At 73.3% G+C, this 23,941-nt stretch carries 24 protein-coding genes and 1 pseudogene; 6 read left to right on the top strand and 19 right to left on the bottom strand.

Features of this window, described 5'->3' with window-relative positions; translation table 11 throughout:
* Positions 1-19: 19 nt before the first annotated feature.
* The 10 genes and pseudogenes from trpA to prmB form a co-directional block, all read right to left on the bottom strand.
* Positions 20-859 carry a tryptophan synthase subunit alpha gene (trpA, locus tag IE168_RS02400; RefSeq protein ID WP_189494864.1) on the bottom strand — a complete coding sequence of 280 codons (840 nt, stop codon included), beginning with the start codon at positions 857-859 and terminating at the stop codon, positions 20-22.
* Positions 856-2,070, bottom strand: coding sequence for a tryptophan synthase subunit beta (gene trpB, locus IE168_RS02395; RefSeq protein ID WP_189494862.1), 1,215 nt, complete (start codon positions 2,068-2,070; stop codon positions 856-858). Before trpB ends, trpA begins: the two co-directional genes overlap by 4 nt.
* The gene (locus IE168_RS02390) at positions 2,067-2,753 is read right to left on the bottom strand and encodes a phosphoribosylanthranilate isomerase (protein ID WP_189494860.1); all 687 of its coding nucleotides are present in this window, start codon (positions 2,751-2,753) and stop codon (positions 2,067-2,069) included. The genes trpB and IE168_RS02390 overlap by 4 nt, the downstream gene beginning before the upstream one ends.
* A gap of 1 nt (position 2,754) precedes the next feature.
* A complete protein-coding gene (gene truA, locus IE168_RS02385; RefSeq protein WP_189494858.1) occupies positions 2,755-3,588 on the bottom strand; it encodes a tRNA pseudouridine(38-40) synthase TruA in 834 nt (277 codons plus the stop codon).
* 55 nt (positions 3,589-3,643) lie between these two features.
* Positions 3,644-5,578, bottom strand: coding sequence for a motility hub landmark protein FimV (locus tag IE168_RS02380; protein WP_229823026.1), 1,935 nt, complete (start codon positions 5,576-5,578; stop codon positions 3,644-3,646).
* Between the two features lie 85 nt (positions 5,579-5,663).
* Complete coding sequence (locus tag IE168_RS02375) at positions 5,664-6,680, bottom strand: aspartate-semialdehyde dehydrogenase (protein WP_189494856.1); 1,017 nt, start codon at positions 6,678-6,680, stop codon at positions 5,664-5,666.
* 46 nt (positions 6,681-6,726) lie between these two features.
* Positions 6,727-7,470, bottom strand: coding sequence for a sulfurtransferase (locus tag IE168_RS02370; RefSeq protein ID WP_189494853.1), 744 nt, complete (start codon positions 7,468-7,470; stop codon positions 6,727-6,729).
* Positions 7,471-7,546: 76 nt separating this feature from the next.
* Entirely contained in the window at positions 7,547-8,542 is a 996-nt protein-coding gene (locus tag IE168_RS02365) for a 2-hydroxyacid dehydrogenase (RefSeq protein WP_189495278.1), read from the bottom strand.
* Positions 8,535-9,644, bottom strand: coding sequence for a chorismate synthase (gene aroC / locus IE168_RS02360; RefSeq protein ID WP_189494851.1), 1,110 nt, complete (start codon positions 9,642-9,644; stop codon positions 8,535-8,537). Before aroC ends, IE168_RS02365 begins: the two co-directional genes overlap by 8 nt.
* 109 nt (positions 9,645-9,753) lie before the next feature.
* A pseudogene (gene prmB / locus IE168_RS02355) lies at positions 9,754-10,668 on the bottom strand (50S ribosomal protein L3 N(5)-glutamine methyltransferase); the annotation flags it as partial.
* A gap of 108 nt (positions 10,669-10,776) precedes the next feature.
* Here prmB and IE168_RS02350 point away from each other — a divergent pair.
* The 3 genes from IE168_RS02350 (at position 10,777) to IE168_RS02340 (ending at position 14,151) form a co-directional block, all read left to right on the top strand.
* Positions 10,777-11,424 (top strand): SCO family protein, encoded by a 648-nt coding sequence (locus IE168_RS02350; protein WP_189494847.1) that lies wholly within the window; start codon positions 10,777-10,779, stop codon positions 11,422-11,424.
* A complete protein-coding gene (gene asd, locus IE168_RS02345; RefSeq protein ID WP_189494845.1) occupies positions 11,421-12,269 on the top strand; it encodes an archaetidylserine decarboxylase in 849 nt (282 codons plus the stop codon). Before IE168_RS02350 ends, asd begins: the two co-directional genes overlap by 4 nt.
* A 73-nt stretch (positions 12,270-12,342) precedes the next feature.
* A complete protein-coding gene (locus IE168_RS02340; RefSeq protein ID WP_189494843.1) occupies positions 12,343-14,151 on the top strand; it encodes a DEAD/DEAH box helicase in 1,809 nt (602 codons plus the stop codon).
* Positions 14,152-14,272: 121 nt separating this feature from the next.
* On the opposite strand, the gene IE168_RS02335 is transcribed toward IE168_RS02340, so the two are convergent.
* The gene (locus IE168_RS02335) at positions 14,273-14,449 is read right to left on the bottom strand and encodes a hypothetical protein (protein WP_189494841.1); all 177 of its coding nucleotides are present in this window, start codon (positions 14,447-14,449) and stop codon (positions 14,273-14,275) included.
* Positions 14,450-15,239: 790 nt separating this feature from the next.
* Here IE168_RS02335 and IE168_RS02330 point away from each other — a divergent pair.
* Positions 15,240-16,421, top strand: coding sequence for a BaiN/RdsA family NAD(P)/FAD-dependent oxidoreductase (locus IE168_RS02330; protein WP_189494839.1), 1,182 nt, complete (start codon positions 15,240-15,242; stop codon positions 16,419-16,421).
* A gap of 1 nt (position 16,422) precedes the next feature.
* Here IE168_RS02330 and IE168_RS02325 read toward each other — a convergent pair whose 3' ends face one another.
* The 6 genes from IE168_RS02325 to IE168_RS02300 form a co-directional block, all read right to left on the bottom strand.
* Complete coding sequence (locus tag IE168_RS02325) at positions 16,423-17,037, bottom strand: hypothetical protein (RefSeq protein ID WP_189494837.1); 615 nt, start codon at positions 17,035-17,037, stop codon at positions 16,423-16,425.
* Positions 17,038-17,088: 51 nt separating this feature from the next.
* On the bottom strand, positions 17,089-17,985 hold the full coding sequence (locus IE168_RS02320) for a hypothetical protein (protein WP_189494835.1): 897 nt from the start codon (positions 17,983-17,985) through the stop codon (positions 17,089-17,091).
* Positions 17,982-18,356: a DUF6164 family protein gene (locus tag IE168_RS02315; RefSeq protein ID WP_189494833.1), complete on the bottom strand. Its 375-nt coding sequence runs from the start codon at positions 18,354-18,356 to the stop codon at positions 17,982-17,984. The genes IE168_RS02320 and IE168_RS02315 overlap by 4 nt, the downstream gene beginning before the upstream one ends.
* Positions 18,357-18,417: 61 nt before the next feature.
* Positions 18,418-19,038: an HD domain-containing protein gene (locus IE168_RS02310; protein ID WP_189494831.1), complete on the bottom strand. Its 621-nt coding sequence runs from the start codon at positions 19,036-19,038 to the stop codon at positions 18,418-18,420.
* Entirely contained in the window at positions 19,026-19,862 is an 837-nt protein-coding gene (locus IE168_RS02305) for a spermine/spermidine synthase domain-containing protein (protein ID WP_189494829.1), read from the bottom strand. The genes IE168_RS02310 and IE168_RS02305 overlap by 13 nt, the downstream gene beginning before the upstream one ends.
* A gap of 44 nt (positions 19,863-19,906) precedes the next feature.
* Positions 19,907-20,173, bottom strand: coding sequence for a DksA/TraR family C4-type zinc finger protein (locus IE168_RS02300; protein WP_189494826.1), 267 nt, complete (start codon positions 20,171-20,173; stop codon positions 19,907-19,909).
* A 137-nt stretch (positions 20,174-20,310) separates the two neighbouring features.
* On the opposite strand from IE168_RS02300, the gene IE168_RS02295 reads away from it, so the two are divergent.
* Positions 20,311-21,717: a mechanosensitive ion channel family protein gene (locus IE168_RS02295; protein ID WP_189494824.1), complete on the top strand. Its 1,407-nt coding sequence runs from the start codon at positions 20,311-20,313 to the stop codon at positions 21,715-21,717.
* Between the two features lie 187 nt (positions 21,718-21,904).
* A complete protein-coding gene (locus tag IE168_RS02290) occupies positions 21,905-22,138 on the top strand; it encodes a hypothetical protein (protein WP_189494822.1) in 234 nt (77 codons plus the stop codon).
* Positions 22,139-22,157: 19 nt separating this feature from the next.
* Here the strand turns inward: IE168_RS02290 and IE168_RS02285 are convergent, their stop codons facing one another.
* Together IE168_RS02285 and IE168_RS02280 are read right to left on the bottom strand one after the other, a co-directional pair.
* Entirely contained in the window at positions 22,158-22,601 is a 444-nt protein-coding gene (locus tag IE168_RS02285) for a hypothetical protein (protein WP_189494821.1), read from the bottom strand.
* 71 nt (positions 22,602-22,672) lie between these two features.
* Entirely contained in the window at positions 22,673-23,938 is a 1,266-nt protein-coding gene (locus tag IE168_RS02280) for a TIGR03862 family flavoprotein (protein ID WP_189494819.1), read from the bottom strand.
* Between the last annotated feature and the right edge of the window lie 3 nt (positions 23,939-23,941).

The following is a 23,941-nucleotide window of genomic DNA, read 5'->3' as shown; positions in this document are numbered from 1 at the left end:
GGCCGCGAACCCGGAAAGTTTAGCCCACCGCCCCGCCGGCACCGGCGTCGAGCGCCTGCCGGAGGGGGGCGAGGAAGGCCGCGGCGGCATCGGCGGCACGGCCGGCCCCCGCCGCGTCCATGGCCTTGACCAGGGCGCTGCCGACCACGACGCCGTCGGCATCCACCGCCATCGCCGCGGCGCTGGCGGCGTCCTGGATGCCGAAGCCGACCACCACCGGCACCGGGCTGCGCGCGCGGATGGCGCGCAGGTGCGCGGCGGCGGCGGCGGCGTCCAGGCGCGCGGAATCGCCGGTCACGCCGGCCATGCTCACGTAGTACAGATAGCCCTGGGCCAGCCCGCACAGCATGTCCATGCGCGCGGCATCCGTGGTCGGCGAGGCCAGCAGCACCAGCGCGACGCCGTGGGCGGAGAAGGCCTCGCGGAACTCCACGGCCTCCTCCGGCGGCAGGTCGACCAGCAGCACGCCATCGACCCCGGCATCGGCCGCGGCGGCCGCGAAGGCCGCGGCGCCGCGGATCTCGACCGGATTCAGGTAGCCCATCAGGGTCACCGGGGTGGCGTCGTCGCGCTGCCGGAACTCGCGCACCCGCTCCAGCACCCAGGCCATGCCGGCGCCGCGCGCGATCGCGCGCTCGGAGCTGCGCTGGATGGTCGGGCCGTCGGCCATGGGGTCGGAGAACGGCACGCCGAGTTCGATGGCATCGGCGCCGGCCTCGACCATGGCGTGCATCACCGGCACGGTGTCCTCCAACCCCGGGTCACCGGCGGTGATGAAGGGCACCAGCGCCTTGCGGCCGGCGGCGCGCAGGGCGGCGAAGCGGCGCGCGATGCGCGGTGCGACATCGGCGGCGCTCATACCTCGACTCCTTCGCGCGCGGCGATGGTGTGCACGTCCTTGTCGCCGCGCCCGGACAGGTTGCACAGCACCAGTGCGTCCCTGGGCAGCTCGCGTGCCAGCTTGATCGCCTGGGCGACCGCGTGGCTGGACTCCAGCGCCGCGAGGATGCCCTCGGTGCGCGCCAGCAGGTGAAAGGCCTCCAGCGCCTCGTCATCGGTCACGCCGACGTACTGCGCACGCCCGGTGTCGGCAAGGAAGGCGTGCTCCGGGCCGACGCCCGGATAGTCCAGGCCGGCCGACACCGAGTGCGTCTCGATCACCTGGCCGTCGTCGTCGCACAGCACGTAGGTGCGGTTGCCGTGCAGCACGCCCACGCGCCCGGCGGAGATCGAGGCGGCATGCCGGCCGCTGGCGATGCCCTCGCCCGCGGCTTCCGCGCCCACCAGGCGCACGCCGGGATCGTTGAGGAAGGCGTGGAAGATGCCGATTGCGTTGCTGCCGCCGCCCACGCAGGCGGTGACCACGTCCGGCAGCCGACCGTGGCGCTTCAGCATCTGCGCGCGCGCCTCCTGGCCGACCACGGCATTGAAGTCGCGCACCATGCGCGGATACGGGTCCGGGCCCGCCACCGTGCCGATGATGTAGAAGGTGTCGCGCACGTTGGTGACCCAGTCGCGCATGGCCTCGTTGAGCGCGTCCTTGAGCGTGGCCGAGCCGCTCGATACCGGCACCACCGTCGCCCCGAGCAGCTTCATCCGGTAGACGTTGATCTTCTGGCGCTCGATGTCGGTCGCGCCCATGTAGACCACGCACTCCAGGCCCAGCCGCGCGGCGACCGTGGCACTGGCCACGCCGTGCTGGCCGGCGCCGGTCTCGGCGATGATCCGGGTCTTGCCCATGCGGCTGGCCAGCAGCGCCTGGCCGATGGTGTTGTTGATCTTGTGCGCGCCGGTGTGGTTCAGGTCCTCGCGCTTGAGCAGGATGCGCGCGCCGCCGACATGGCGCGACAGGCCCGTGGCCTCGTAGATCGGGCTGGGACGGCCGACGTAGTCGGCGAGATCGGCCTCGAAGGCGGCCACGAAGGCGGGATCATTGCGCGCGGCGTCGTAGGCCGCGGCCAGTTCCTGCAGCGGACCGGCCAGGGTCTCGGCCACGAAGCGGCCGCCGTGGCGGCCGAAATGTCCCCGCGCGTCGGGGAATGCATGGAAATCATCGGGAATGTCGTTCATCGGGCCCCTCCTTCCGGGCTCGTGGCGTCGTCGTCGGGTCGGCAGTCGGCCCGCCGCACCTCGGAAACGAAGGCGCGCATGCGCTCGCCGTCCTTCAGGCCGGGCGCGGTTTCGATGCCGCTGCTCACGTCCACGCCCCAGGGCTGGGTCGTGGCGACGGCATCGTGGGCATTGTCCGGGGTCAGCCCGCCCGACAGCAGGAACGGCCGTCCCAGGCCGGCGGGCAGGGCGCTCCAGTCGAAGCAGCGGCCGCTGCCGCCGTCGTGGCCGCCGCCGTGGCTGTCGAACAGGAAGGCCGAGGCGCCCGGGAACGCGGCCAGCAGCGCCGGGCCGCTGGCCGGGGCGCCCGCGCCCATCGCCACCGCCTTCACGTACGGCAGGTCGAAGCGGCGGCAGAAGGCATCGTCCTCGCCGCCGTGGAACTGGAGCAGGCTGGGCTTCACCTGCCGGACCACCTCGCGTACCTCTTCGGCGCTGTTGTCGCGAAACACCGCCACCGCGTCGACCAGCGGCGCGAGCGCCTCGCGCAGGGCGCGCGCCTCGGCGGCATGGATGCGGCGCGGGCTGCCCTGGGCGAAGACGAAGCCCACGGCGTCGACGCCAAGTTCGCTGGCCAGGCGCACGTCGCCGGCGCGGGTGAGGCCGCAGAACTTGATGCGGGTGCGGAACAGGCTGCGTGGCATGTCAGGAGGCCGGAAGGTGGGAGGAAACGGAAGTGCCGCCGGCGCCCGGGGCGTCCAGCGTGACCTCGTCGGGAAGGCCGCACGCGGCCGGGTACAGCGGGCCCAGGAACACGAGGCCCCCGGGCGGTGCGGTCGGCCCCGCGCAGCGCCGGTCCCGGGCCTCGAGGACCTCGGCGATCCAGCCTTCGGGCCGCGATCCGTCACCGACCTCGAGCAGGGAGCCGACGATGTTGCGGACCATATGATGCAGGAACGCGTTGGCCTGCACCTCGACCACCACCACCTCGCCCTCGCGCGTGATCCGGATCGCCTGCAGGTCGCGGCGCGCGTGCGGCGCCTGGCAGTGCACGGTGCGGAACGAGGAGAAGTCCAGCTCGCCCACCAGGGCCTGCGCGGCCCGGTGCATCGCCCCGGCGTCCAGCGGCTTGCGGGTCCAGGCCAGGTACTGGCGGCCCAGCGCCGGCCGCACCGGGCGGTTGAGGATGCTGTAGCGGTAGCGCCGGGCGCGCGCCGAGAAGCGCGCGTTGAAGTCGTCGCCGACCTCGCGGCACCAGCGCACCGACATCGCCGGCGGCAGCAGCGAGGTGGTGCCCATCACCCAGTTGCGCGGGCTGCGCCCGGCTTCGCTGTCGAAATGCACCACGTTGCAGCGCGCATGCACGCCGGCGTCGGTGCGGCCCGCGCAGGTGGTGCCCACGGGTGCGTCGGCAACCTTCGACAGCGCGCCTTCCAGCGCCGCCTGCAGCGTGTCGACGCTTTCGACGCCGTGCGGGGTCAGCCGCTGCCAGCCGAGGAAGCCGCCGCCGTCGTATTCGATGCCCAAGGCGTAGCGCATGGCGTGCGTCCACGGTCCGGCCGCGCCGCGGGCGTCCGCGGCGACGGCGCGGCCGTCAGGCGATGCTGTCCAGCAGGCGCGAGGCTTCGGCGCGGGCGGCTGGATTGCCGGCTTCGGCCACTTCGCGCAGCAGGTCGCGGGCGGTCTCGGTGTCGCCGAGGTCGAGGTAGGCGCGCGCCAGTTCGATGCGCTCGCTTCCGCCGGGTGCCGGGTTGAGCGACGCGATCACGGCGGCGTCGGTGTCCGCCGCGTCCGCGCCGGGCGCGGTGTCATCGGGGAGGTCGTCGCCCACGGGCGCGGGTGCCGGCGGGGCCTCCGCGGTCGCGGGGCCGGCGGCGGGCGCTGGAGCGGGCTCCCGCGGCAGGTCCACGGCCGCGGCGTCGGCCGCGTGCCAGGTCGGGGTCGCCGGCGCGGCCGCCGGCGGCTCGGGCTTCACGGCGGCCTCGGCACGCTGCGGCGCGGCCGCGGCCAGGGCGGCCGTGTCGAAGCGCGGACGCGCCGTCGCCTTCGGCGCGCGACGCAGCAGCAGCCAGGCGACGAGCATCGCGACCAGCAGCCCGAGGCCGATCCAGGCCCAGGGCAGGCCGCCCGTGTCCGCCGCCGCAGCGTCGGGCGCGGGCGCGGCCGTGGACGCCGGCGCATTGGCCAGCCGCTCCTGGGCCGCCGCCAGCTCGCTGTCCTTCATCGTGATCAGCTGCGCCTGCTGCGCCTGCAGGCGCTCGAGGTCGGCCACGCGGGCCTTGAGCTCGGCGACTTCGGCGTCGCGCGCGGCCAGGGTTTCCTGGCGCTGTTGCAGCTCCTGCTGCAGTTCCTGTCGAAGCATCTCACCCTCGCCACCGGCCTGGATGCCGGATCGAATGCCTGCCTGGCGGCCGTCTCCAGCCGACGGCGGCACGATTTCCAGGCGCGCGTCCGCGGTCCGGGGCGCGGTGTCGCCCGCCGCCGCGTCGCCCGTCGCCTGCCCGGCCGTTTGGCCTTGCCCCGTGCCCTCGCCCACCGGCGCGGCCGCGTCGGCAACCGCGGCTTCGGGCTGCGGCGCCGGCCGGGTCATGTCGCGCCAGGCGGCGATCTGCTCGCGCATCAGCGCGCGCGATTCGCGCTGGTCCAGGGCGGCGATATCGGCCCGGTCGGGAATGCGCAGCACCGCGCCCCGGCGCATCAGGTTCAGGTTGTCGGCGATGAAGGCCTGCGGATTGGCCCGGAACAGGGCCACGATGGCCTGCTCGCGGCTGATACCGTCGCCGGCCAGCGTCGCGGCGATTTCGCCCAGGGTGTCGCCTTCCTTGACCGGGCCGTACTCGCCAGCGGCCACCGGGGCGGCCGCGGCCGGAGCGGGGGCGGGAGCCGATGCGGCAACCGGGGCAGGTGCCGGCGCTGGCGTCGCCACCGGTGCCGCCGGAGCGGCCTCCCCCGCCTCGGCGGACGGCGGCGCCTCCGCGGCCATGGCCTCCTCCGGGGCCGCGGCGTCCGTCCCGGCGCGCGGATCGTCCGCGACGGCTTCCGCCGCCGCTTCCGGCTCGCGCAGGATCGTGTCCGACGAGGCCGCGACCGGCGCCTGGATCGCGGGCTGCGCCGGCGCGGATACGGTCTGAGGCGCGTCCACCAGCGCCGAGTACTCGCGCACCAGCCGGCCCTGGCCCCAATCCACCTCGACCAGGAAGGTCAGCGTGGGCTGGGTCACCGGCTCGCGCGTGGTGACGCGGATCACCGGGTTGCCGCGGGCATCCAGCGCCACCGTGAACTCGAGGCCCGACACCACGGCATCCGGGGCCGCGAGGCCGATACGGCGGAAGGTCTCGGGCGACGCCAGGCGCGCGCGCAGCTGGTCGAGCTCCGCGGGATCGCTGGACACCACCTGGATCTCGGCCAGCAGCGGCTGGCCCGCGCGCGACTTGACCTCGATCCGGCCCAGACCCAGCGCCAACGCCTGGCCCGCGAACAGCACCAGCGCGAGCCCGCACAGGGCCGCCCGCAAGAACGCTCGCTTCAAACGCGGTGTCGTGGCCACTCGTTCCCCCGTCATATCGCGTGGACTCTAGCGGCCGCGCACCGTGGATGGCAACGCGCCACGGGCATCACGCCTCGGCCGCGACCAGTTCCGCGACCTGTACCGCATTCAAGGCCGCGCCCTTGCGGATGTTGTCGGCCACGATCCACAGGTCGAGTCCGCGCGGATGCGAAATGTCCTCGCGGATGCGCCCGACGTACACCGCATCGTTGCCCGAAGCATGCGTGACCGGCGTCGGATAGCCGCCCGCCGCGCGCTCGTCCACCACCTCCACGCCGGGCGCCGCCTCGAGCAGTTCGCGCGCGCGCGTGGCGCTGATCTTCTCGCGGGTCTCGACGTGAACCGCCTCGGCGTGGCCGTAGAACACCGGCACGCGCACCGCGGTCGGGTTCACCTGGATCGACTCGTCGCCGAGGATCTTGCGGGTTTCCCACACCAGCTTCATCTCCTCGCGGGTGAAGCCGTTATCCATGAAGTCATCGATGTGCGGGATCAGGTTGAAGGCGACCTGCACCGGGAAGCGCACCGGCTCCGCGCCCTGGAACCCGAGCAGCGAGGCGGTCTGCCGGCCCAGCTCCTCCAGCGCCGAGCGCCCCGCGCCCGACACCGACTGGTAGGTGGCGACGTTGATGCGCTCGATGCCGGCCTCGCGATGGATCGGCGCCAGCGCCACCAGCATCTGCATGGTCGAGCAGTTGGGGTTGGCGATGATGCCGCGCGGGCGCTGCTTCGCCGCCTCGGGATTGACCTCGGCGACCACCAGCGGCACATCGGCGTCCATGCGGAAGGCCGAGGAGTTGTCGATCACCACCGCCCCGGCGGCGGCGAACTTCGGCGCGTATTCCCTCGACACCGCGCCGCCGGCGGAGAACAGCGCGATGTCGACGCCCGCCGGATCGAACTCCGCCAGGTCGCGCACCACCACGTCCTCGTCGCCGAACGCGACCGTCGAGCCCGCGGACGACGCGCTGGCCAGCGCCACCAGTTCGCCCACCGGGAAGCCGCGCTCGGCCAGGATCGAAAGCATGGTCTCGCCCACCGCGCCGGTCGCACCGACCACGGCCACCCTGTACTGCCTGCCCATCGTGACTCCGTTGACTGGTCGCGCGGCCTCGCCGCGCAGCGGGCCATTATCGCGCGTCGGCGTCCGCCGCGGCGCACAGGCACGGATCCAGCGCCACGCGCTCGTCGAAAACGAAGCAGCGGCCTTCGTACCCGAAGCCGCCCACGGCCTCGAAATAGCCCAGGATCCCGCCCTCCAGCTGCAGCGCGCGGCCGTAGCCCTCGCTGCGCATCCAGTTCACCGCCTTCTCGCAGCGGATGCCGCCGGTGCAGAAGCCGACCACGGTGGCGTCGGCCAGAGTCTCGCGGTGCGACTCCAGCGCCGCCGGCAGCTCGGTGAACCGGTCGATCGGCAGGGTCAGCGCCCCGGCGAAGGTGCCGTGGCCGATCTCCTCGCGGTTGCGGGTGTCGAGCAGGACCAGGCGGCGGCCGTCGTCGTCATGGCCCTGGCGGATCCAGCGCGCCAGGTCCGCCGGCGCCACCGCCGGCGCGCGGCCGTCGAGCGGCGACGCCCCCTCGCGGCGGAAACTGATGATCTCGGGCTTGACCTTGACCTTCAGGCGCGCAAAGGGCGGCGTGCGGCTGTGGCTGAGCTTGGCCTGGAGGGCCGCGAACCGCGGATCCGCGCGCAGCCCGGCGAGGAAGGCGTCGATGGCGCCGCCCTCCCCGGCCAGGAACAGGTTGATGCCCTCCCCCGCGACCAGGACGGTACCGAGCAGGCCCTGCTGCTCAGCAAGGGCACGCACGTCCGAAGCCACGGCGGCGGGATCGTCGATGGCGACGAAATGGTAGGCGGCGGTGCTGGTGTACATCGCCGCATTCTACGGAATGCCGCCGGCGGGCCACCGCGCCTGCCCGGGGACGAGCGCCCAGGCGCTGCCTTCCGACTCAGGTCGCCATCGGCGCGGTCACCACGCTGGGCGGCCGCCCCGCATCCGGCCCGAACCCCATCGCCGCGATGAGGTTGTCCACCGCCAGCGACACCATCGCCCTGCGCGTCGGCAGGCTGGCGCTGGCGATGTGCGGCGTCAGCACGACGTTGCGACAGTCCAGCAGGCGTGGGTTGACCACGGGCTCGCCCTCGAACACGTCCAGCCCCGCCGCGGCCAGGCGCCCGGCCTGCAGCGCGTCGGCCAGCGCGTCTTCGTCGATGAGGCCGCCGCGGGCGATGCTGGTCAGCGTAGCCGTCGGCTTCATGCGCGCCAGCGCCGCGGCGTCGACGATGTGGTGGTTGGCCGCGGTGTATGGCAGCACCAGCACCAGGTGGTCGGCGTCGGCGAACAGTGCGTCGCGCTCCACCCATGTGGCGGCGCAGTCGCGTTCGATCGCCTCCGGCAGCCGGCTGCGGTTGTGGTACAGCACGCGCATGTCGAAGCCGCGCGCGCGGCGGGCGATGCCCTGGCCGATGCGGCCCATGCCGAGGATGCCCAGCGTGCTGCCGTGGATGTCGGCACCCAGCAGCTGGTGGAAGCCCCAGCCCTGCCAGCGGCCTTCGCGCAGCCAGTGCTCGGCCTCGGTGATCCGCCGCGCGGCGGCCATCATCAGGGCGAAGCCGAAGTCGGCGGTGGTCTCGGTCAGCACGCCCGGCGTGTTGGTGGCGACGATGCCGCGCGCGGCCAGCGCCGCGACGTCGAGGTTGTTGTAGCCGACGCCGACGTTGGCGACGGCGCGCAGCCTCAGTGCGTTCGCCACCTCGGCCGCGCCGATGCGGTCGTTCAGCGTCACCAGTGCGCCGTCGGCCTCAGCCAGCGCGGCGGCGATGGCGTCGGGCGCATGGTCGGTGACCTGCGACGTGCGGGTGACATCGAACCAGGCGTCCAGGCGCGCCTCGATGTCCGGGTACAGCGGCTGCGACACCCAGACGCGCGGACGCGGCTCAGCCATCATCGCGACCGCCGGCCGACGCCGGGATTCGCGGCGCCACGTTGCCGACGTCCCCGCACTGCGCGCGATGCCGCAGCGCCTGGTCCATCAGCTCCAGCGCCAGCATCGCCTCGCAGATCGGGGTGGCGCGGATGCCGACGCAGGGGTCGTGGCGGCCGGTGGTGACGATGTCCACCACGCGGCCGTCGACGTCCAGGCCTTCGACCGGCAGGCGCAGGCTCGAGGTCGGCTTGAAGGCCACCGAGCACACCACCTGCTGGCCGCTGCTGATGCCGCCGAGCACGCCGCCGGCATGATTGGTCAGGAAGCCTTCGGGCGTCATCACGTCGCGGTGCACGCTGCCCTTCTGCGCGACGCTGGCGAAGCCGTCTCCGATCTCCACGCCCTTGACCGCGTTGATCGACATCATCGCCGCGGCGATGCCGGCGTCGAGCTTGCCGTACACCGGCTCGCCCCAGCCCGGCGGCACGCCGTCGGCGACCACGGTGACGCGCGCGCCGACCGAATCGCCGGACTTGCGCAGCGCGTCCATGTACGCCTCGAGTTCCGGCACCTGCGCGGCGTCCGGCCAGAAGAACGGGTTGGCTTCGACGGCATCCCAGTCGTGCGCATGCGGCTGCACGTCGCCGATCTGCGCGAGGTGGCCGCGCACGCGCACGCCGTGGCGGTCCGCCAGCCACTTCTTAGCGATTACACCCGCGGCCACGCGCATCGTGGTCTCGCGCGCCGAGCTGCGGCCGCCGCCGCGCGGGTCGCGGATGCCGTACTTCTGCCAGTAGGCGTAGTCGGCGTGGCCGGGGCGGAACTGCGAGGCGATGGCCGTGTAATCCCTGCTGCGGGCATCGGTGTTGCGGACCAGCAGCGCGATCGGGGTCCCGGTGGTCACGCCTTCGTAGACGCCGGAGAGGATCTCGACCGCATCCTCCTCGCGCCGGGCGGAGGTGTGGCGGCTACGGCCGGTCGCCCGGCGTTCGAGGTCGTGCGCGAAGTCCCCCGGTGCCAGCGCGATGCCCGGCGGGCAGCCGTCGACCACGCAGCCGATCGCCGGCCCGTGGGACTCGCCGAAGGTGGTGACGCGCAGCAGCTGCCCGAAGGTGTTCACGGCCGCGCCCCGCGCGACGCCTGGCCCGCGGGTGCGCGCATCAGAACAGGCTGTCCGGGTCGGCGCCGCGCGGCCGCTGCGACGGCACCGCGGCGGGCGCCCCGCGACCGCGCTCGGCCGCCAGCGCGGCGATGCGCGCGTTGTGCGTGACCAGGTCGTGGCGCTCGACGACGAACACGCCCATCTGGCCGACCTTGAACTCGATCCACATCAGCGGCAGCTCGGGCAGCAGGCGCGACAGCGCGCGCTCGGCCTCGCCGACTTCGCAGATGAGCAGGCCGTCCTCGGAGAGGTGCAGCGGCGCGTCGCGCAGGATCTCCAGCACCAGGTCGAGGCCGTCGTCGCCGGCGCGCAGGCCCATCTCGGGCTCGTACGAGTACTCGCGCGGCAGCGCGTCGGTCTCGTCGTTGGTGACGTAGGGCGGGTTGGTGACGATCAGGTCGTAATGCTCGCCCTGCAGCGCGGTGAACAGGTCCGAGCGCAGGAAGCGGGTGTTGTGCACGTCCAGCCGGCGCTCGTTCTCGCGCGCGAGCGCCAGCGCGTCGTCGCTCAGGTCGACGCCGTCTACGTGCCAGTCCGGGTTCCAGTGCGCCATCGCGATCGCGATGCAGCCCGAGCCGGTGCACAGGTCCAGCGCCCGGCGCACCTCGCGCCCGGCCAGCCAGGGCTCGAAGCCGGACTCGATGAGTTCGGCGATCGGCGAACGCGGCACCAGCGCACGCGGGTCGCTCTTGAAGCTGAGCCCGGCGAACCAGGCCTCGCCGCACAGGTAGGCCGCCGGGATGCGCTCCTCGATGCGGCGGATGAAGAGGCCCAGCACGTCCTCCTTCTCGGCCTCGGTCACCCGCGCCTGGCCGTAGACCGGGCTGAGGTCGTGCGGCAGGTGCAGCGCGTGCAGGGTCAGCTGCGTGGCTTCGTCCAGGGCGTTGTCGTAGCTGTGGCCGAAGGTCAGGCCCGCCGCGTTGAAGCGGCTGGCGCCGTAGCGGATCAGGTCGATGATGGTCTGGAGCTGATGGGTCGTCATGGCGCGTTTCGCGGCGCGTTCCGCCGGGGCCACGCAGTATATAGGGAAGCCATGCCGCGCCCCGCGCGGGCCGCTATGATGGCCCGCCCCCGGACGCCACGAGGCCCCATGTTCAACCGCAGCATCCTGATCGTGCTCGTGATCGCCCTCGCCGCCGGCCTTGGCCTGGTGGCGTCGCAGCGCTGGTTCGGCCGCAACGACGCCCCGCCCCGCCCCGAGCTGCAGACGGTGCGCCTGTTCCCGCAGGCGCGCGAGCTGCCGCCCTTCGCCCTGCAGCAGTCCGACGGCACCCAGCTGGTGCCCGGCGAACTGCACGGCCACTGGACCCTGGTGTTCCTCGGCTTCACCCACTGCCCGGACGTCTGCCCGACCACGCTGGCCGACCTGTCGCGCGCGCAGAAGGAATGGGAAGCCCTGCCCGAGGCCAGGCGGCCGCGGGTGCTGTTCGTCTCGGTCGACCCCGAGCGCGACAGCCCGGACCGCATCGGCGAATACGCCGCCTTCTTCCATCGCGACACGCTGGCCGCCACCGCCGACATTCCGTCGCTGGAGGCGTTCGCGCGCTCGCTGTCGCTGGTGTTCATGAAGGTCCCCGGCCCCGACGGCGCGCCCGAGGATGCGTACACCATCGATCATTCCGCCGCGCTCGCCGTGCTCGACCCGGAGGGCCGCATGGCCGGCGTCGTGCAGGCGCCGCTGGAGCCGGCCGCGATCGCCGCCGACCTCACCGCGCTGACCGGCGAGGTCCTGCAGTGAGCCTCGCCACCGCGCTCACCTACGCCCTGCCGCACCGTCTGCTGTCCTCGGCCGCGCGCCGCCTGGCGTACTCCGACAACCCGCGCCTGCGCGCGTGGCTGATCGACACCGTGGTACGCCGCTTCGGCGTGGACCTGTCGGAGGCGGCCCAGTCCGACCCCGCCGCCTATCCCACGTTCAACGCCTTCTTCACCCGCGCCCTGCGCCCCGGCGCGCGCGCGGCCGATGCCGACCCCGACGCGATCCTGATGCCGGCCGACGGCCGCATCAGCCAGTGCGGGCCGATCGAAGGCGGCCGCATCTTCCAGGCCAAGGGCCGCTCGTTCACAGCCGCCGAGCTGCTCGCCGACGAGGCCGCCGCCGCGCCCTACGACGGCGGCCTGTTCGCCACGGTCTACCTGTCCCCGAAGGACTACCACCGCGTGCACATGCCCTGGAACGGCCGGCTGCTGCGCACGGTCCACGTCCCCGGCCGGCTTTTCAGCGTCGGCCCGGCGGCGGTGGCACACGTGCCGCGCCTGTTCGCGCGCAACGAGCGCCTGGTCTGCCACTTCGCCACCGATTTCGGCCCGATGGCGGTGGTGATGGTCGGCGCGCTGCTGGTGTCGGGCGTGGAAACGGTGTGGAGCGGCGAGGAGATCCCCCCCTACGGCGACCGCGTCACCAGCAAGGACTACGTGGGCGGCGCCACGGTCGAACTCGCGCGCTTCGCCGAGATGGCGCGGTTCAACTACGGCTCCACCGTGATCGTGCTGCTGCCCCCCGGCGTGGCCGAACTGGCCGCGGGCCTCGGCGCGGAAACGCCGGTCCGGCTCGGCCAGCGCCTGGCGACGCGGCTGCGCTGACGACACGCAGGCACCGCGAAGCGTAGAATCCGCAGCCCCGCAAGGCCGTCCCGGCCCCGAATCGAGGCCGCAGATGAGTTCCGAAGCCCCCGCCATCCTGTTCACCGACCTTGGCCTGCCGCAGCCGCTGCTGCAGGCCCTGGCCGCGGTGGGCTACGAAGCCCCCTCGCCGATCCAGGCCGCCACCATCCCGCCGCTGCTGGAAGGCCGCGACGTGCTCGGCCAGGCCCAGACCGGCACCGGCAAGACCGCCGCCTTCGCGCTGCCGGCGATGGCGCGCCTGGACGCGTCCGCGCGCAAGCCGCAGGTGCTGGTGCTGGCGCCGACCCGCGAGCTGGCGATCCAGGTGGCCGAGGCCTTCCAGAAATACGCCGCCTTCATGCCCGGCTTCCAGGTGCTGCCAATCTACGGCGGACAGGGCTACGGCCCGCAGCTGCAGGCGCTGCGCCGCGGCGTGCAGGTGGTCGTGGGCACCCCGGGCCGCGTGATCGACCACATCGAGAAGGGCTCGCTGGACCTGTCCGAGCTGCGCATGCTGGTGCTGGACGAAGCCGACGAGATGCTGCGCATGGGCTTCATCGACGACGTCGAGGCGGTGCTGGCGCGGACGCCGGAAACGCGCCAGGTGGCGCTGTTCTCGGCCACCATGCCGCCGCCGATCCGACGCATCGCGCAGACCTACCTGAAGGACCCGATCGAGGTCGCGATCAAGTCCGCCACCAGCACGGCGCGCAACATCCGCCAGCGCTACTGGATGGTCAGCGGCACCAACAAGCTCGACGCGGTCACGCGCATCCTCGAGGCCGAGCCCTTCGACGGCATGATCGTGTTCACCCGCACCAAGATCGCCACCGAAGAGCTGGCGGAGAAGCTGCAGGCGCGTGGATTCGCCGCGGCCGCCATCAACGGCGACATCGCCCAGGCCCAGCGCGAGCGCACCATCGCCCAGCTCAAGGACGGCAAGGTCGACATCCTGGTGGCGACCGACGTCGCCGCCCGCGGCCTGGACGTCGACCGCATCAGCCACGTGCTGAACTACGACGTGCCCTACGACACCGAGAGCTACGTCCACCGCATCGGCCGCACCGGCCGCGCCGGGCGCAGCGGCGAGGCGATCCTGTTCATCGCCCCGCGCGAGCGCAACCTGCTGCGCGCGATCGAGCGCGCGACGCGCCAGCCGATCGAGCAGATGGACCTGCCGACGGTGGAGAACGTCAACGACGCGCGCATCGGCAAGTTCAAGCAGTCGATCACCGACACCCTGGCCGGCGGCGGGCTGTCGCTGTTCCAGTCGCTGGTCGAGGACTACGAGCAGGAGTTCAACGTCCCGGCGGTGGAGATCGCCGCGGCGCTGGCGAAGATGGCGCGCGGCGACGTGCCGCTGCTGATGGAGGCGCCCAAGCGTGAACCCAGGCCGGCGCCTGCCTTCGGCGAGCGCGGGAACCGCGAGCATCCGGCCCGCCACGAACGCGCTGATCGCGGCGACCGTCCCGCCTTCCCGAAGAAGGAGCGCGTGCCGCGTCCGCCGCAGGCCGGCATGCAGACCTTCCGCGTCGAGGTCGGCTACGACCACGGCGTGAAGCCGGGCAACATCGTCGGCGCCATCGCCAACGAGGCCAATCTCGAGGCGAAGCACATCGGCCGCATCGAGATCTTCGAGGACCACAGCCTGATCGACCTGCCCGAGGGCATGCCGCCGGAGACGATGGCTCACCTGAAGGGTGTCTGGTGCGCGGGCCAGCAGCTGCGCATCACGCGCGACGGCGAGGCCCCCGACACGGCGGGCAAAGTGCCGGGCCGCAAGCCGTTCCCGAAGAAGACCTTCGGCAGGAAGCCCTTCCCGCCGCGCAACCCGCACCGCAAGGGCCCGCACTCCGAGTGAGCCGCAAGGCCTCACGAAACTGCCGAAGCAACCCTGCAGGAGCAACTGAAGCTGCGACCCGGGCCCACCGCACACCCGGTCGCAGCCATAGCTGCTCCTGCAAGATTCCAGGTCCGCCGGCTCAGGGGCCGAGGACGTGGATCACTTCCTCGAGCGGTGGCCAGCCGAACATCGGCGCCAGCCACCAGTAGGCGGCGACCACGATCAGCAGCCACAGGGCGAGCTTCAGCACCACGCCGGCGACCTTGAACGCCAGGTACAGGCCGATGACGATCGCGACCAGGCCCAGCCAGGTCACGGGCGCGCCCCTGCACGCCGCTCTGCGGTCGCGGCGCTGGCCATTCGATGACGGTGATGACGTGCCTGTTCGTGCATCCGGACATTCTACGTGGACCGGCTGCAGCAGCGGCGCACACCGCGCAGCCGGGTGCGCAACGCCGGAGCCGGAGCCGGAGCCGGGTACCGGGTGCGGGGTGCGGGGTGCGGGGTGCGGGTGCGGGGTGCGGGGTGCGGGGTGCGGGGTGCGGGGTGCGGGGTGCGGGGTGCGGGGTGCGGGGTGCCGGGTGCCGGGTGCCGGGTGCCGGGTGCCGGATGCCGGATGCCGTTGGGCATACGGCTTCGTGGGGGAGCGTGTCGCTGCGGGGTGGGGATGGACCGGCGAAGCAGCCATCCATGGCTGATTCGCCTACCGCGCACATCCATGTGCGCTGTCCATCCCCACCCCACAGCGCCCCGCTTCGGTGGCTGGTGGCGCGCGGCTTCGGCGACTCTCCAACATGCGACTTCGAGGTTGACCGGACTCCACGAACTCACGGCAGCCCGACCTCCACGAGGCCGATGCCGGTCGTGCGGGAGGTGGATGGCGGGGGGAGTGCGGAGAGTAGGCCATGGATGGCCCACGCCCCGGCTTCAGACACGGACGTCTGCGGCCGGGCGGAGCACTCCCCCCGCCAGCCGCCTCCCGCCGCGCGCGCCCTCCCGAAGCACGCTCCCTACGAGATACCAAGCCCCCCACATTTGTCCCCAAAACAGCAGGCAGATCCCCCCGAAGGCGGATCGAGCTACGCCCCACCCGCTATCCTGTCGCGATGACGATTTCCTGCGACGTGCTGGTCATCGGGGCCGGCGCCGCGGGCCTGATGTGCGCGATGACGGCCGGCCAGCGTGGCCGGCGCGTGCGCGTGGTCGAGCGCGCGAACAAGCCCGGCAAGAAGATCCTGATGTCCGGCGGCGGCCGCTGCAATTTCACCAACACCGGCACCACGCCCGCCAATTTCATCTCGGCCAATCCCCACTTCTGCAAGTCGGCGCTGGCACGCTACACGCCCGCCGACTTAATCGACCTCGTCGACCGCCACGGCATCGCCTGGCACGAGAAGGAACTCGGCCAGCTGTTCTGCGACGACTCATCGAAGCAGATCGTGCGCATGCTGCTCGACGAATGCGCCGATGCCGGCGTCCACGTCGACACCGGCTGCGACGTCCACGGCGTCGCGCGCGAGGGCGAGGGCTTCGTCGTCGAGACCGCGCGGGGTCGCGTCGCCGCCGCGTCACTGGTGGTGGCCAGCGGCGGCCTGTCGATCCCCAGCCTCGGCGGCAGCGGCCTGGGCTATGCCCTGGCGAAGCAGTTCGGACACCACGTGCTGCCCACGCGCGCCGGACTGGTGCCGCTGGTGCTCACCGGCAGCCACGCCGAGCGGCTGGACGGCCTCAGCGGCGTCGCGCTGGAGGTCGAGGCCACGGCCCGCGGGCCGTCGTTCCGCAACGCCATGCTGGTCACCCATCGCGGGCTCAGCGGGCCGGCGATCCTGCAGGCGTCCTCCTACTGGGAACCCGGGCAGGCGCTGTCGATCGACCTGCTCCCGGGCACCGACGCGCTCGACTGGCTGCGGGCGCAGCGCGCGGCGCGGCCGGCCAGCGAGCTGCGCACGGTCCTGGCCGAGCGCATGCCCAGGCGCTTTGCCCAGCGGCTGTGCGAACACTGGCTCGGCGACCGGCCGCTGCGGCAGTTCGACGAGCCGATGCTGGCGCGCGCCGCGGCGGCGCTGTCGGCGTGGCCGGTCGTGGCCAGCGGCACCGAGGGCTATCGCACCGCGGAAGTCACGCTCGGCGGCGTCGATACCGACGGGCTGTCGTCGACGACGATGATGTCGCGCCTGGTGCCGGGCCTCTTCTTCATCGGCGAGGTCGTGGACGTGACCGGCTGGCTCGGCGGCTACAACTTCCAGTGGGCCTGGGCTTCGGGCCGCGCGGCGGGCCAGGTCGCCTGACTCAGGGCGCGGCTTCGTAGCTGGTGGCGGCGCAGAGCCGGGTATCGGTGGCGGTGGCGGCGGGAATGCCGTCGCCCTGCAGCGCGAGCAGCTTCACCACCTGGAAGCCGGCCTCTTCGTAGCTGGCCAGCGCCAGGAAGCCGGTCTTCATGCTGCCGCAGAAGCCCTGGCCGTCCTGTCCACGGACCTCGTCCAGCACCCGCCGCAACTCCACCGGATGGCCGGCGTCGATGCTCATCATGTCGGCATAGCGCTCGCCGGCGCTGTACTCGTCGCCACCGCGGACGATGGCCACGCGCTCGGTGACGAAGGCCGCGCCGTTGGCGCCGCTGATGCGCGCGTCGGCGATCTCGATCGCACCGGTCATCGCGGTGGCCACGCGGTCGGCGGCCACGAAGTCGCCAAGCGCGACGGGCTGCAGCGTCGGCGGCGCCGCGCGCTCGATCGGCGCCGTGGCGGGGTCGGGCTCAAGCGAGGTGCGCGGCGCGGGCGGCGGCGCGCTGGTGGCCGGCGGCTGGGCGGCGCCGGCCGCCGGAACGTCGTCGCGGGCACAGCCCGTGGATGCGAGGAAGACGAACGCGAGCGCGGCGGCGGCGTAGCGGTGGCACAGGTCCAAAGGCGGGATCCGGATCGTGAAGGATGCGTGGGGATGATAAGCCGCGTGCGTTCAGCGCGCGTCAGGGTCGGCCCGGGGTTGCGGTGCGGCGGGCAGTTCGGGCGTGCTTTCGCTGAGGATGCGCAGGCTTTCCTCCTCGCGCAGGCGACGCGCTTGCGCGGCTTCCGGATCCTCCGGTTCGGCGTCCGCCAGCGCGCCCTGCCCGCCCCGGGCGCGCAGCGGGGTGCCTGGGAAGGGCTGCAGCGGATCGACCGGGCCCGAGGCCTGCAGGCCGGGCCTGCATTCGCCCTGCAGCGCCCCGGCCGCGACCTCGTCGCCCGCGACTTCCTGCACGCGCACCGCGAGGCCGGTCACGTCGCCGTGCCTGGCCAGGCGCCGGCAGGCTTCGGCGATGGTCGAATACCCGCCGCGCGAGGACATCACCAGCAGCACGGTCATCCGGTCGACCCAGCCGGCCGCGCGCACGCCGGCGATGTCGGATACGTCGCGCCGCGCCGCTTCGCGGCGGATCGCGCTGCCGCGATCGGCCAGCAGCACCTCGCGATGGACCCTGGCGCCGAGGTCGGCGAGCCGCGCCGCGGCGCCCTCGCCGTCACCGGCACGCGCGTCGCGGCCGATGGCATCGATGCCGGCGTCGGGATCGCTCTCGGCCGGGTCGGGCCGGGCGTCGCCCCCGGCGGGTGCCGCGACCAGCGGCGGGCCGGGATCACGCGCCTCCGAAGGCTGCGCCCGGGTCACTGGAGGCACGCTGGCCGCATCGGCCACGACCGGCACCGGCGGCGCCCCGGCCTCGGGACGCAGCCAGTCGCGGGCGTGGCGATAGCCGAACCAGGGCAGCACCAGCACCAGCGCGACCGCCACCCAGAATGCGCGCCTGGCGCTGCGCCGGCGGCGCAGCGCGGAGCGGTCAGGCCAGTAGGGAGTCCTGCCCGGCCGGGTCCTGCTCATGTCCCCGCCCGCCACAGCAGGGCCACCGGCAGCGCCACCAGCAGCAGCAGGCCGGCGATGCCCAGCAGCACCGCGAGCACGCGCAGCGGCTCGCGGCGGAAGACCGCGGCGAAGGTGTCGGCGCTGCCGTCGGCCAGCGCGCGGGCGTGTTCGGCGCGCGCGCGCGCCTGGCGGGCGGCCTGGTAGTCGTCCATCAGCTGTCGCGCGCGCGGGTAATCCGCGTCCTCGGACACCCAGATCCCGCCGTAGGAGATCCCCCAGCGGCTGGGCTTCGTCTCGTGGAAGGCGATCCGGTGCTCGCCCAGGAACGCGCGGACATCGTCCGCCTCGTCCTCGGGCACCATCCGCATGTTCAGCAGGAGCTTCGCCATCAGGCAAGGATACCCGCGGCATGTGGCAGGCGTGGGAAGCCGCCCACGGCGCCGGCGCGGGTCAGCGTTCGACGCCGAGCGCGCGCCGCAGGTTGCCCCGCGCCGCCGCGTCCAGGCGCGCATGGAAGAAGTCGCCCAGGTAGATGCGCTCGCGGCGCAGCAGTCCGCGCAGGAAACGGCGCCGGTTGAGGCGGTACAGCCATGCCGGGACCACGCCGCGGTACTCCTCCGCGATCGCGCGGTCGTAGGCGTCGAACACATCCGGGGCCGCGCCGAGGATGGCCATGTCGCAGTCGAGGAAGTTGCGGCGGTCGTCGTCGTCGGGGCCAGGCCCGAGCTCATCGGGTGACAGTGCGCCGTGGCGCGCCGTCAGCTCGATCAGCCCGGCGACATGGGCCACGTCGAGGCCCTCGTGCGGCAGCCAGCGCGTGATCGAGGATGCTGCCAGTGCGGCCGAGCGCGCCTCGTTGTCGCGGCGGCCGGGCTCGTAGACGGCGTCGTGATACAGCATCGCCAACCAGGCCTCGCGCGGCCGCGCCCAGCCAGGCCCGGCCTCGACTTCATCGAACAGCCGCAGCAGCGCTTCGACATGGCCGAAGTGGTGGTAGGCCCGCGGTGGCGTGGCGTAGGCCGCGCGCAGCGCCTCCAGCATGTCCGGCGGCAGCGGGATCAGCTCGCGCATGCTGCCGACCCGCCGCCGCGCCCGCGCAGCGCATGCGCGATCCGCTCCAGCACCACCGCCAGCTCGCGCCGCGCCGGCGCGGGCAGCGCCGCGTGCACGGCGGCGACGCAGGCATCGCGGCCGTCGGGCGCGTCCCCGGTCCAGGCGAAGGCGACCTGGTTGCTCATCTTCTCTTCCTCCACCACCAGCACCTGGTCCGGCCCGAAGGCCTCCCTCAACCGCTCGATGCGCGGTGCCGGGTTGTCACCATGCAGGTTGCTGGCCATCACCCCGCCGGGCGCGAGCGCGTCGCGGCAGGCGGCGTGGAAGGCCGGCGTCGACAGCGCGGCGGGGATGCCGGACGCGTCATAGCCGTCCACCAGCAGCAGGTCGTAGCGCCCGGGCCGCGCGGCGACGAAGCGCGCACCATCGTCCAGCAGCACCTCCAGCCGCGCATCGTCGTCCGGAATGCCGAACTCGCGGCGCAGCGCGATCACCCCGGGATGGTTCTCCACCACCTCCAGCCGGGCCTGCGCGAGGTGGCGGTGCAGGAACTTCACCTGCGAGCCACCGCCCAGGCCGACGATGCCGATGCGCACCGGGCGCGGCTGCCACAGCAGCGCCGCGAGCATGGTGCGGGTGTAGTCGATCAGCAGGCGGTCGGGCTCGGCGCCGCGCATGCGGCTCTGGGTCTGGCCGCGCCGGAACTGCAGCGACACATGGCCGTCGTGGCGGCGCAGGCGCACAGGCGGCAGCGGCAGGCCGGTCGGATCCACGGCCCCTGCCCCGCGCAGGCGCGCGAACCACGAAGACAGCCAGCCCGGCCCGCGTCCCTGTCCTGCCACGGTCTTGATCCCTTGGTGTGAAAGCGCAGCCTAGCGCAGGCGGCTCAGCGCAGCTGGCTGTCCTTGCTGCCGCGGCGGTTGTAGCCGGCATGGCCGGCCTCGTCCTTGTCGAGCGCCGACTGGCAGGCCACGCACAGGCGCACGCCGGGCACGGCCTTCCGCCGCGCCTCGGGGATCGGCGCGTCGCACTCCTCGCAGGTCGCCCGCCCCGGCCCGGTGCCGAGGCGGCTGCGCGCGCGTTCGATGGCGTCCTTCACGGTCGCGTCGATCTGGTCCTGCACGGCGCCGTCGCCGGCCCAGCCGGTGGCCATGGTCTGCTCCTGCACGATGGGGGTCCGAACCCGCGTTATCGGGGCGAAGGGCGCTCCACGCAAGGGCGCGCGACGCTGGCCACCAGCGCATGGACGGCTGCGATCGCCCCTTCACGAGCGCATGCGACCATTCCCGCATGCGTGCAGACCTCGCCAGACCCTTCGCCGCCCTCCTGCTCACCCTGGTCTTCGCCACCGGCACGACCCATGCCCAGGAGCCCGCCACGCCCCCGGCCACCGCCGGCACCGACGTGCCCGTGGATGCCGCTGCGGCCGAAAGCGCGGACACAGCGCCCGCACCCGGAGCCGAGTCCGCCGCTCGCGACCTCGTCGAAAGCCGTCGCCTGGCCCGGCGCCTGCAGGACACCTCCGGCCTGTCCGACGTCTCGGTCACCGTGCACGACGGCGTCGCGGCGCTGCAGGGCGTGGTGCTGGCCCCCGAGGACCGCGAGCGGGCCGAACAGGTGGCCGCCCAGCACCCGGGCATCGAGCGCGTCGACAACGGCGTGACGCTGAGCACGCGCTTCACCGACCGCGTCGCCACCGCGTCCGACCTGGCCGTCGACAAGGTGACCCGGCTGCTCGCCGCGCTGCCGCTGCTGCTGGTGGCGATCGTCGTGGTGGCCCCGGCCTGGGCCTTCGGCAAGTGGCTGGGCCGCCGCCTGGGCAGCCGCATCGCGCGCCGCAACTGGCAGGCGGAGAACCCGTTCTTCGCCAACCTGGTGCAACAGCTGGTGCAGTGGCTGGTGCTGCTCGGCGGGGTGCTGATCGCGCTGGACCTGCTCGGCGCCACCGCGCTGGTAGGCGCGGTGATGGGTTCGGCGGGAGTGCTCGGCCTGGCGCTGGGCTTCGCGTTCAAGGACATCGCCGAGAACTATGTCGCCGGCGTGCTGCTCAGCATCCGCCGCCCTTTCGCGCCCGGCGAGTCGCTGCGCATCGACGACACCCACGAGGGCAAGGTGGCCGCGCTGACCTCGCGCGCGACCGTCCTGGTCACGCACGACGGCAACCGCCTCACCCTGCCGAACGCGCTGGTGTTCAAGTCGGTGGTGCTGAACTTCTCCAGCAACCCCAAGCGGCGGCTGGAGTTCACCATTCCGCTCGACGTCGAGGAGTCGATCCGGCGCGTGCAGGAGCTGGCGCTGGGCGCGATCCGGTCGATCGATGGCGTGGCCACCGATCCGGGACCGTCCTGGACCGTGGACGCCTACGACGCCAGCGGGATCACGCTGCGCTTCTACGCCTGGGTCGACCAGCGCCAGAGCGACATCGGCAAGGTGCGCAGCGAGGCGATCCATGCGGTGCGCACCTGCCTGGCCGGCGCCGGAGTGCGGACGCCCCGCAACATCCAGTACACCACCGAGCTGGTGGAAGGCCCGCCCGCGCCCACGTCGTCGGCCCCAATCGCCGACGCCGGCGGGGACGCCGCGGACACCTCGGTCAACCACGACCTGGACGAGCACCTGGCGGCGGAGCAGCGCGCGCACGCGCACGAGACCCTGCTTCCCGAGGAGGCGACCGGCGCCGCGCCACCGCCGCGCTGATTCGGAGTTTTCCTACCCCGTAATGGAGAAGCGCCCGACAGGACTGCGGACCGCCGCGGCGCAAGCTTGCGGATGCCCCGGCAGCACGGCCCTGCACCGGACACGGATGCCGCTCAGCAACGGAATGGCCGCGACCTTGAGCAAGTCGTGAAGCTGGGCCGGGGCACCCAATCAGCGAGGCGCGCCAATGGTCGAGATCAAGCAGATTGCGGCGGGTTTCCAGGTCTCCGGCGCGACGTACGACGAGGTCTTCCACAGCCGCTTCAAGGCGACCATGGCGGCCCATGCGGTCGCGCTCGGCGACGCCACCGCCAGCGGCCGCCCGGTCGCCATCGTCATGCCCTGCGACTGGGGCGACACCATCCTGGTCGAACCGGGGCCAATGCCGGGCACCGCGCGCAGGTCGAACGCCGCCGGCTGAGCCGCGGCGGAATCCCGGGCTACTCCTCCGACGGCCGCGGAGGCGGCGTGCCCGCCGGACGCGCGCAGCCCGGCGCTGGCCCGACGCCGTCGATGGTCACTTCGCCCGCGTGCGGAAACTCCGCGCCGGACATGCTGTCCTGGCAGGGACCGGGCCTCAGCGTCACCGAGATCGTGCCCGCCCCATCGCGGGCGTGGACAACGCGCACGCCGTCGCCCTCATCCTGGCGGTCGATGCTGAAACGCCGGCCATCCACGTCGGGGCCGTCCAGGACCACCTCGCCACCCTCCACCCGCGCCTGCCAGAAGGGTTCGTTGGTGGACACCACGAATTCGGCCGGCAGCGCCGGTGCGCTTGCAGCGGGCGCCTGCACGGGCGCATCGGCCGTCGCTGCCGGATCGACGGCGGACGGGGCGCGGTCGCAGCCGGCCAGCGGCAGCGCCGCGATCAACAGGGTGGTCATCAGTGCGCGGTCCATCGGAAACCTCTCGCGATCCGGGCGGGACAGCATGCCCGATCGGCGCGGCGCGGTCGTCACGCCGGCGTCGACAGCCAGCGCAGCACGCCCGCCGCGGCCACGTGGGCGCTGGCGTAGCAGGCGGTGAGCAGGTAGCCGCCGGTCGGCGCCTCCCAGTCGAGCATTTCGCCGGCGGCGAAGGTGCCCGGACGCGCGCGCAGCATCAGCTGTGCGTCCAGGGCTTCCAGGCGGATGCCGCCCGCGCTGCTGATCGCCTCGGCGATGGGGCGCGCGCGGACCAGCCGCAGCGGGAGGCGCTTGGCCGCGGCCGCGACGGCGGCCGGATCGTGCATGGCATCGGCGCCCAGCACCTCGCGCAGCAGGCCCGCTTTGGCGCCGTCGATGCCCGCGGCGCGGCGGAGGTGCTCCGACACGCTGCGCTTGCCGCGCGGGCGCGCCAGGTCGTGCTGGAGCCGGGCCAGGTCGCGGCCGGGCACCAGGTCCAGCTCCAGGATCGCGTGGCCCTCGCGGGCGATGGTGTCGCGCAGCGCAGCGGAGATGGCATAGACCAGGCTGCCTTCGATCCCGTGCTCCGACACCACGCACTCGCCCTGCAGCGCATGCACGCTGCCGTCGGCCTCGCGCCAGTGCGCGACCACCGGCTTCAGCGGTGCACCGGCGTGCCTGGCGGCGAAATGCGGCGACCAGCCGGCGTCGAAGCCGCAGTTGGCCGGCTGCAGCGGCGCGAGGTCGATCCCGGCGTCGCGCAGCAGCGCCTGCCAGGCGCCGTCTGAGCCAAGCTGCGGCCAGCTGCCGCCGCCCAGCGCCAGCACCGTGGCGTCGGCGTCGAAGGCGAGCGCACCGTCGGGCGCGTCGAAGCGCAGGCTGCCGTCGTCGGCCCACCCCGCCCAGCGATGGTGGACGTGGAGATGCACGCCCTGCGCGCGCAGGCGTCGCACCCAGCCGCGCAGCAGCGGCGCCGCCTTCAGGTCCTCGGGAAACACGCGGCCCGAGCTGCCGACGAAGGTCGGCACGCCCAAGCCAAGCGCCCAGGCGCGCAGCGCGTCGGCGTCGAAGGCCTCGAGCCAGGACGCGACCTCGCCCGCGCGCTCGCGGTAGCGGCTGGCGAACAGCGCCGGAGGATCGGAGTGCGTGAGGTTGAGCCCGCCCTTGCCGGCCACCAGGAACTTGCGGCCCGCCGAGCCCTTGGCTTCGAAGACATGGACCTCGCAGCCGGACGCGCGCAGCCGCTCGGCCGCGAACAGCCCGGCCGGCCCGCCGCCGACCACCGCGACGCGGCGTCGTCCGGCTGGCACCGTGCCGCTGGCGGCCGCTTCACCCATCGC

Source organism: Luteimonas padinae, assembly GCF_014652935.1.
Lineage (GTDB): Bacteria > Pseudomonadota > Gammaproteobacteria > Xanthomonadales > Xanthomonadaceae > Luteimonas > Luteimonas padinae.
Note: the sequence above shows the minus strand (reverse complement) of the source record. Positions and strands in the feature narration are given on the sequence as shown.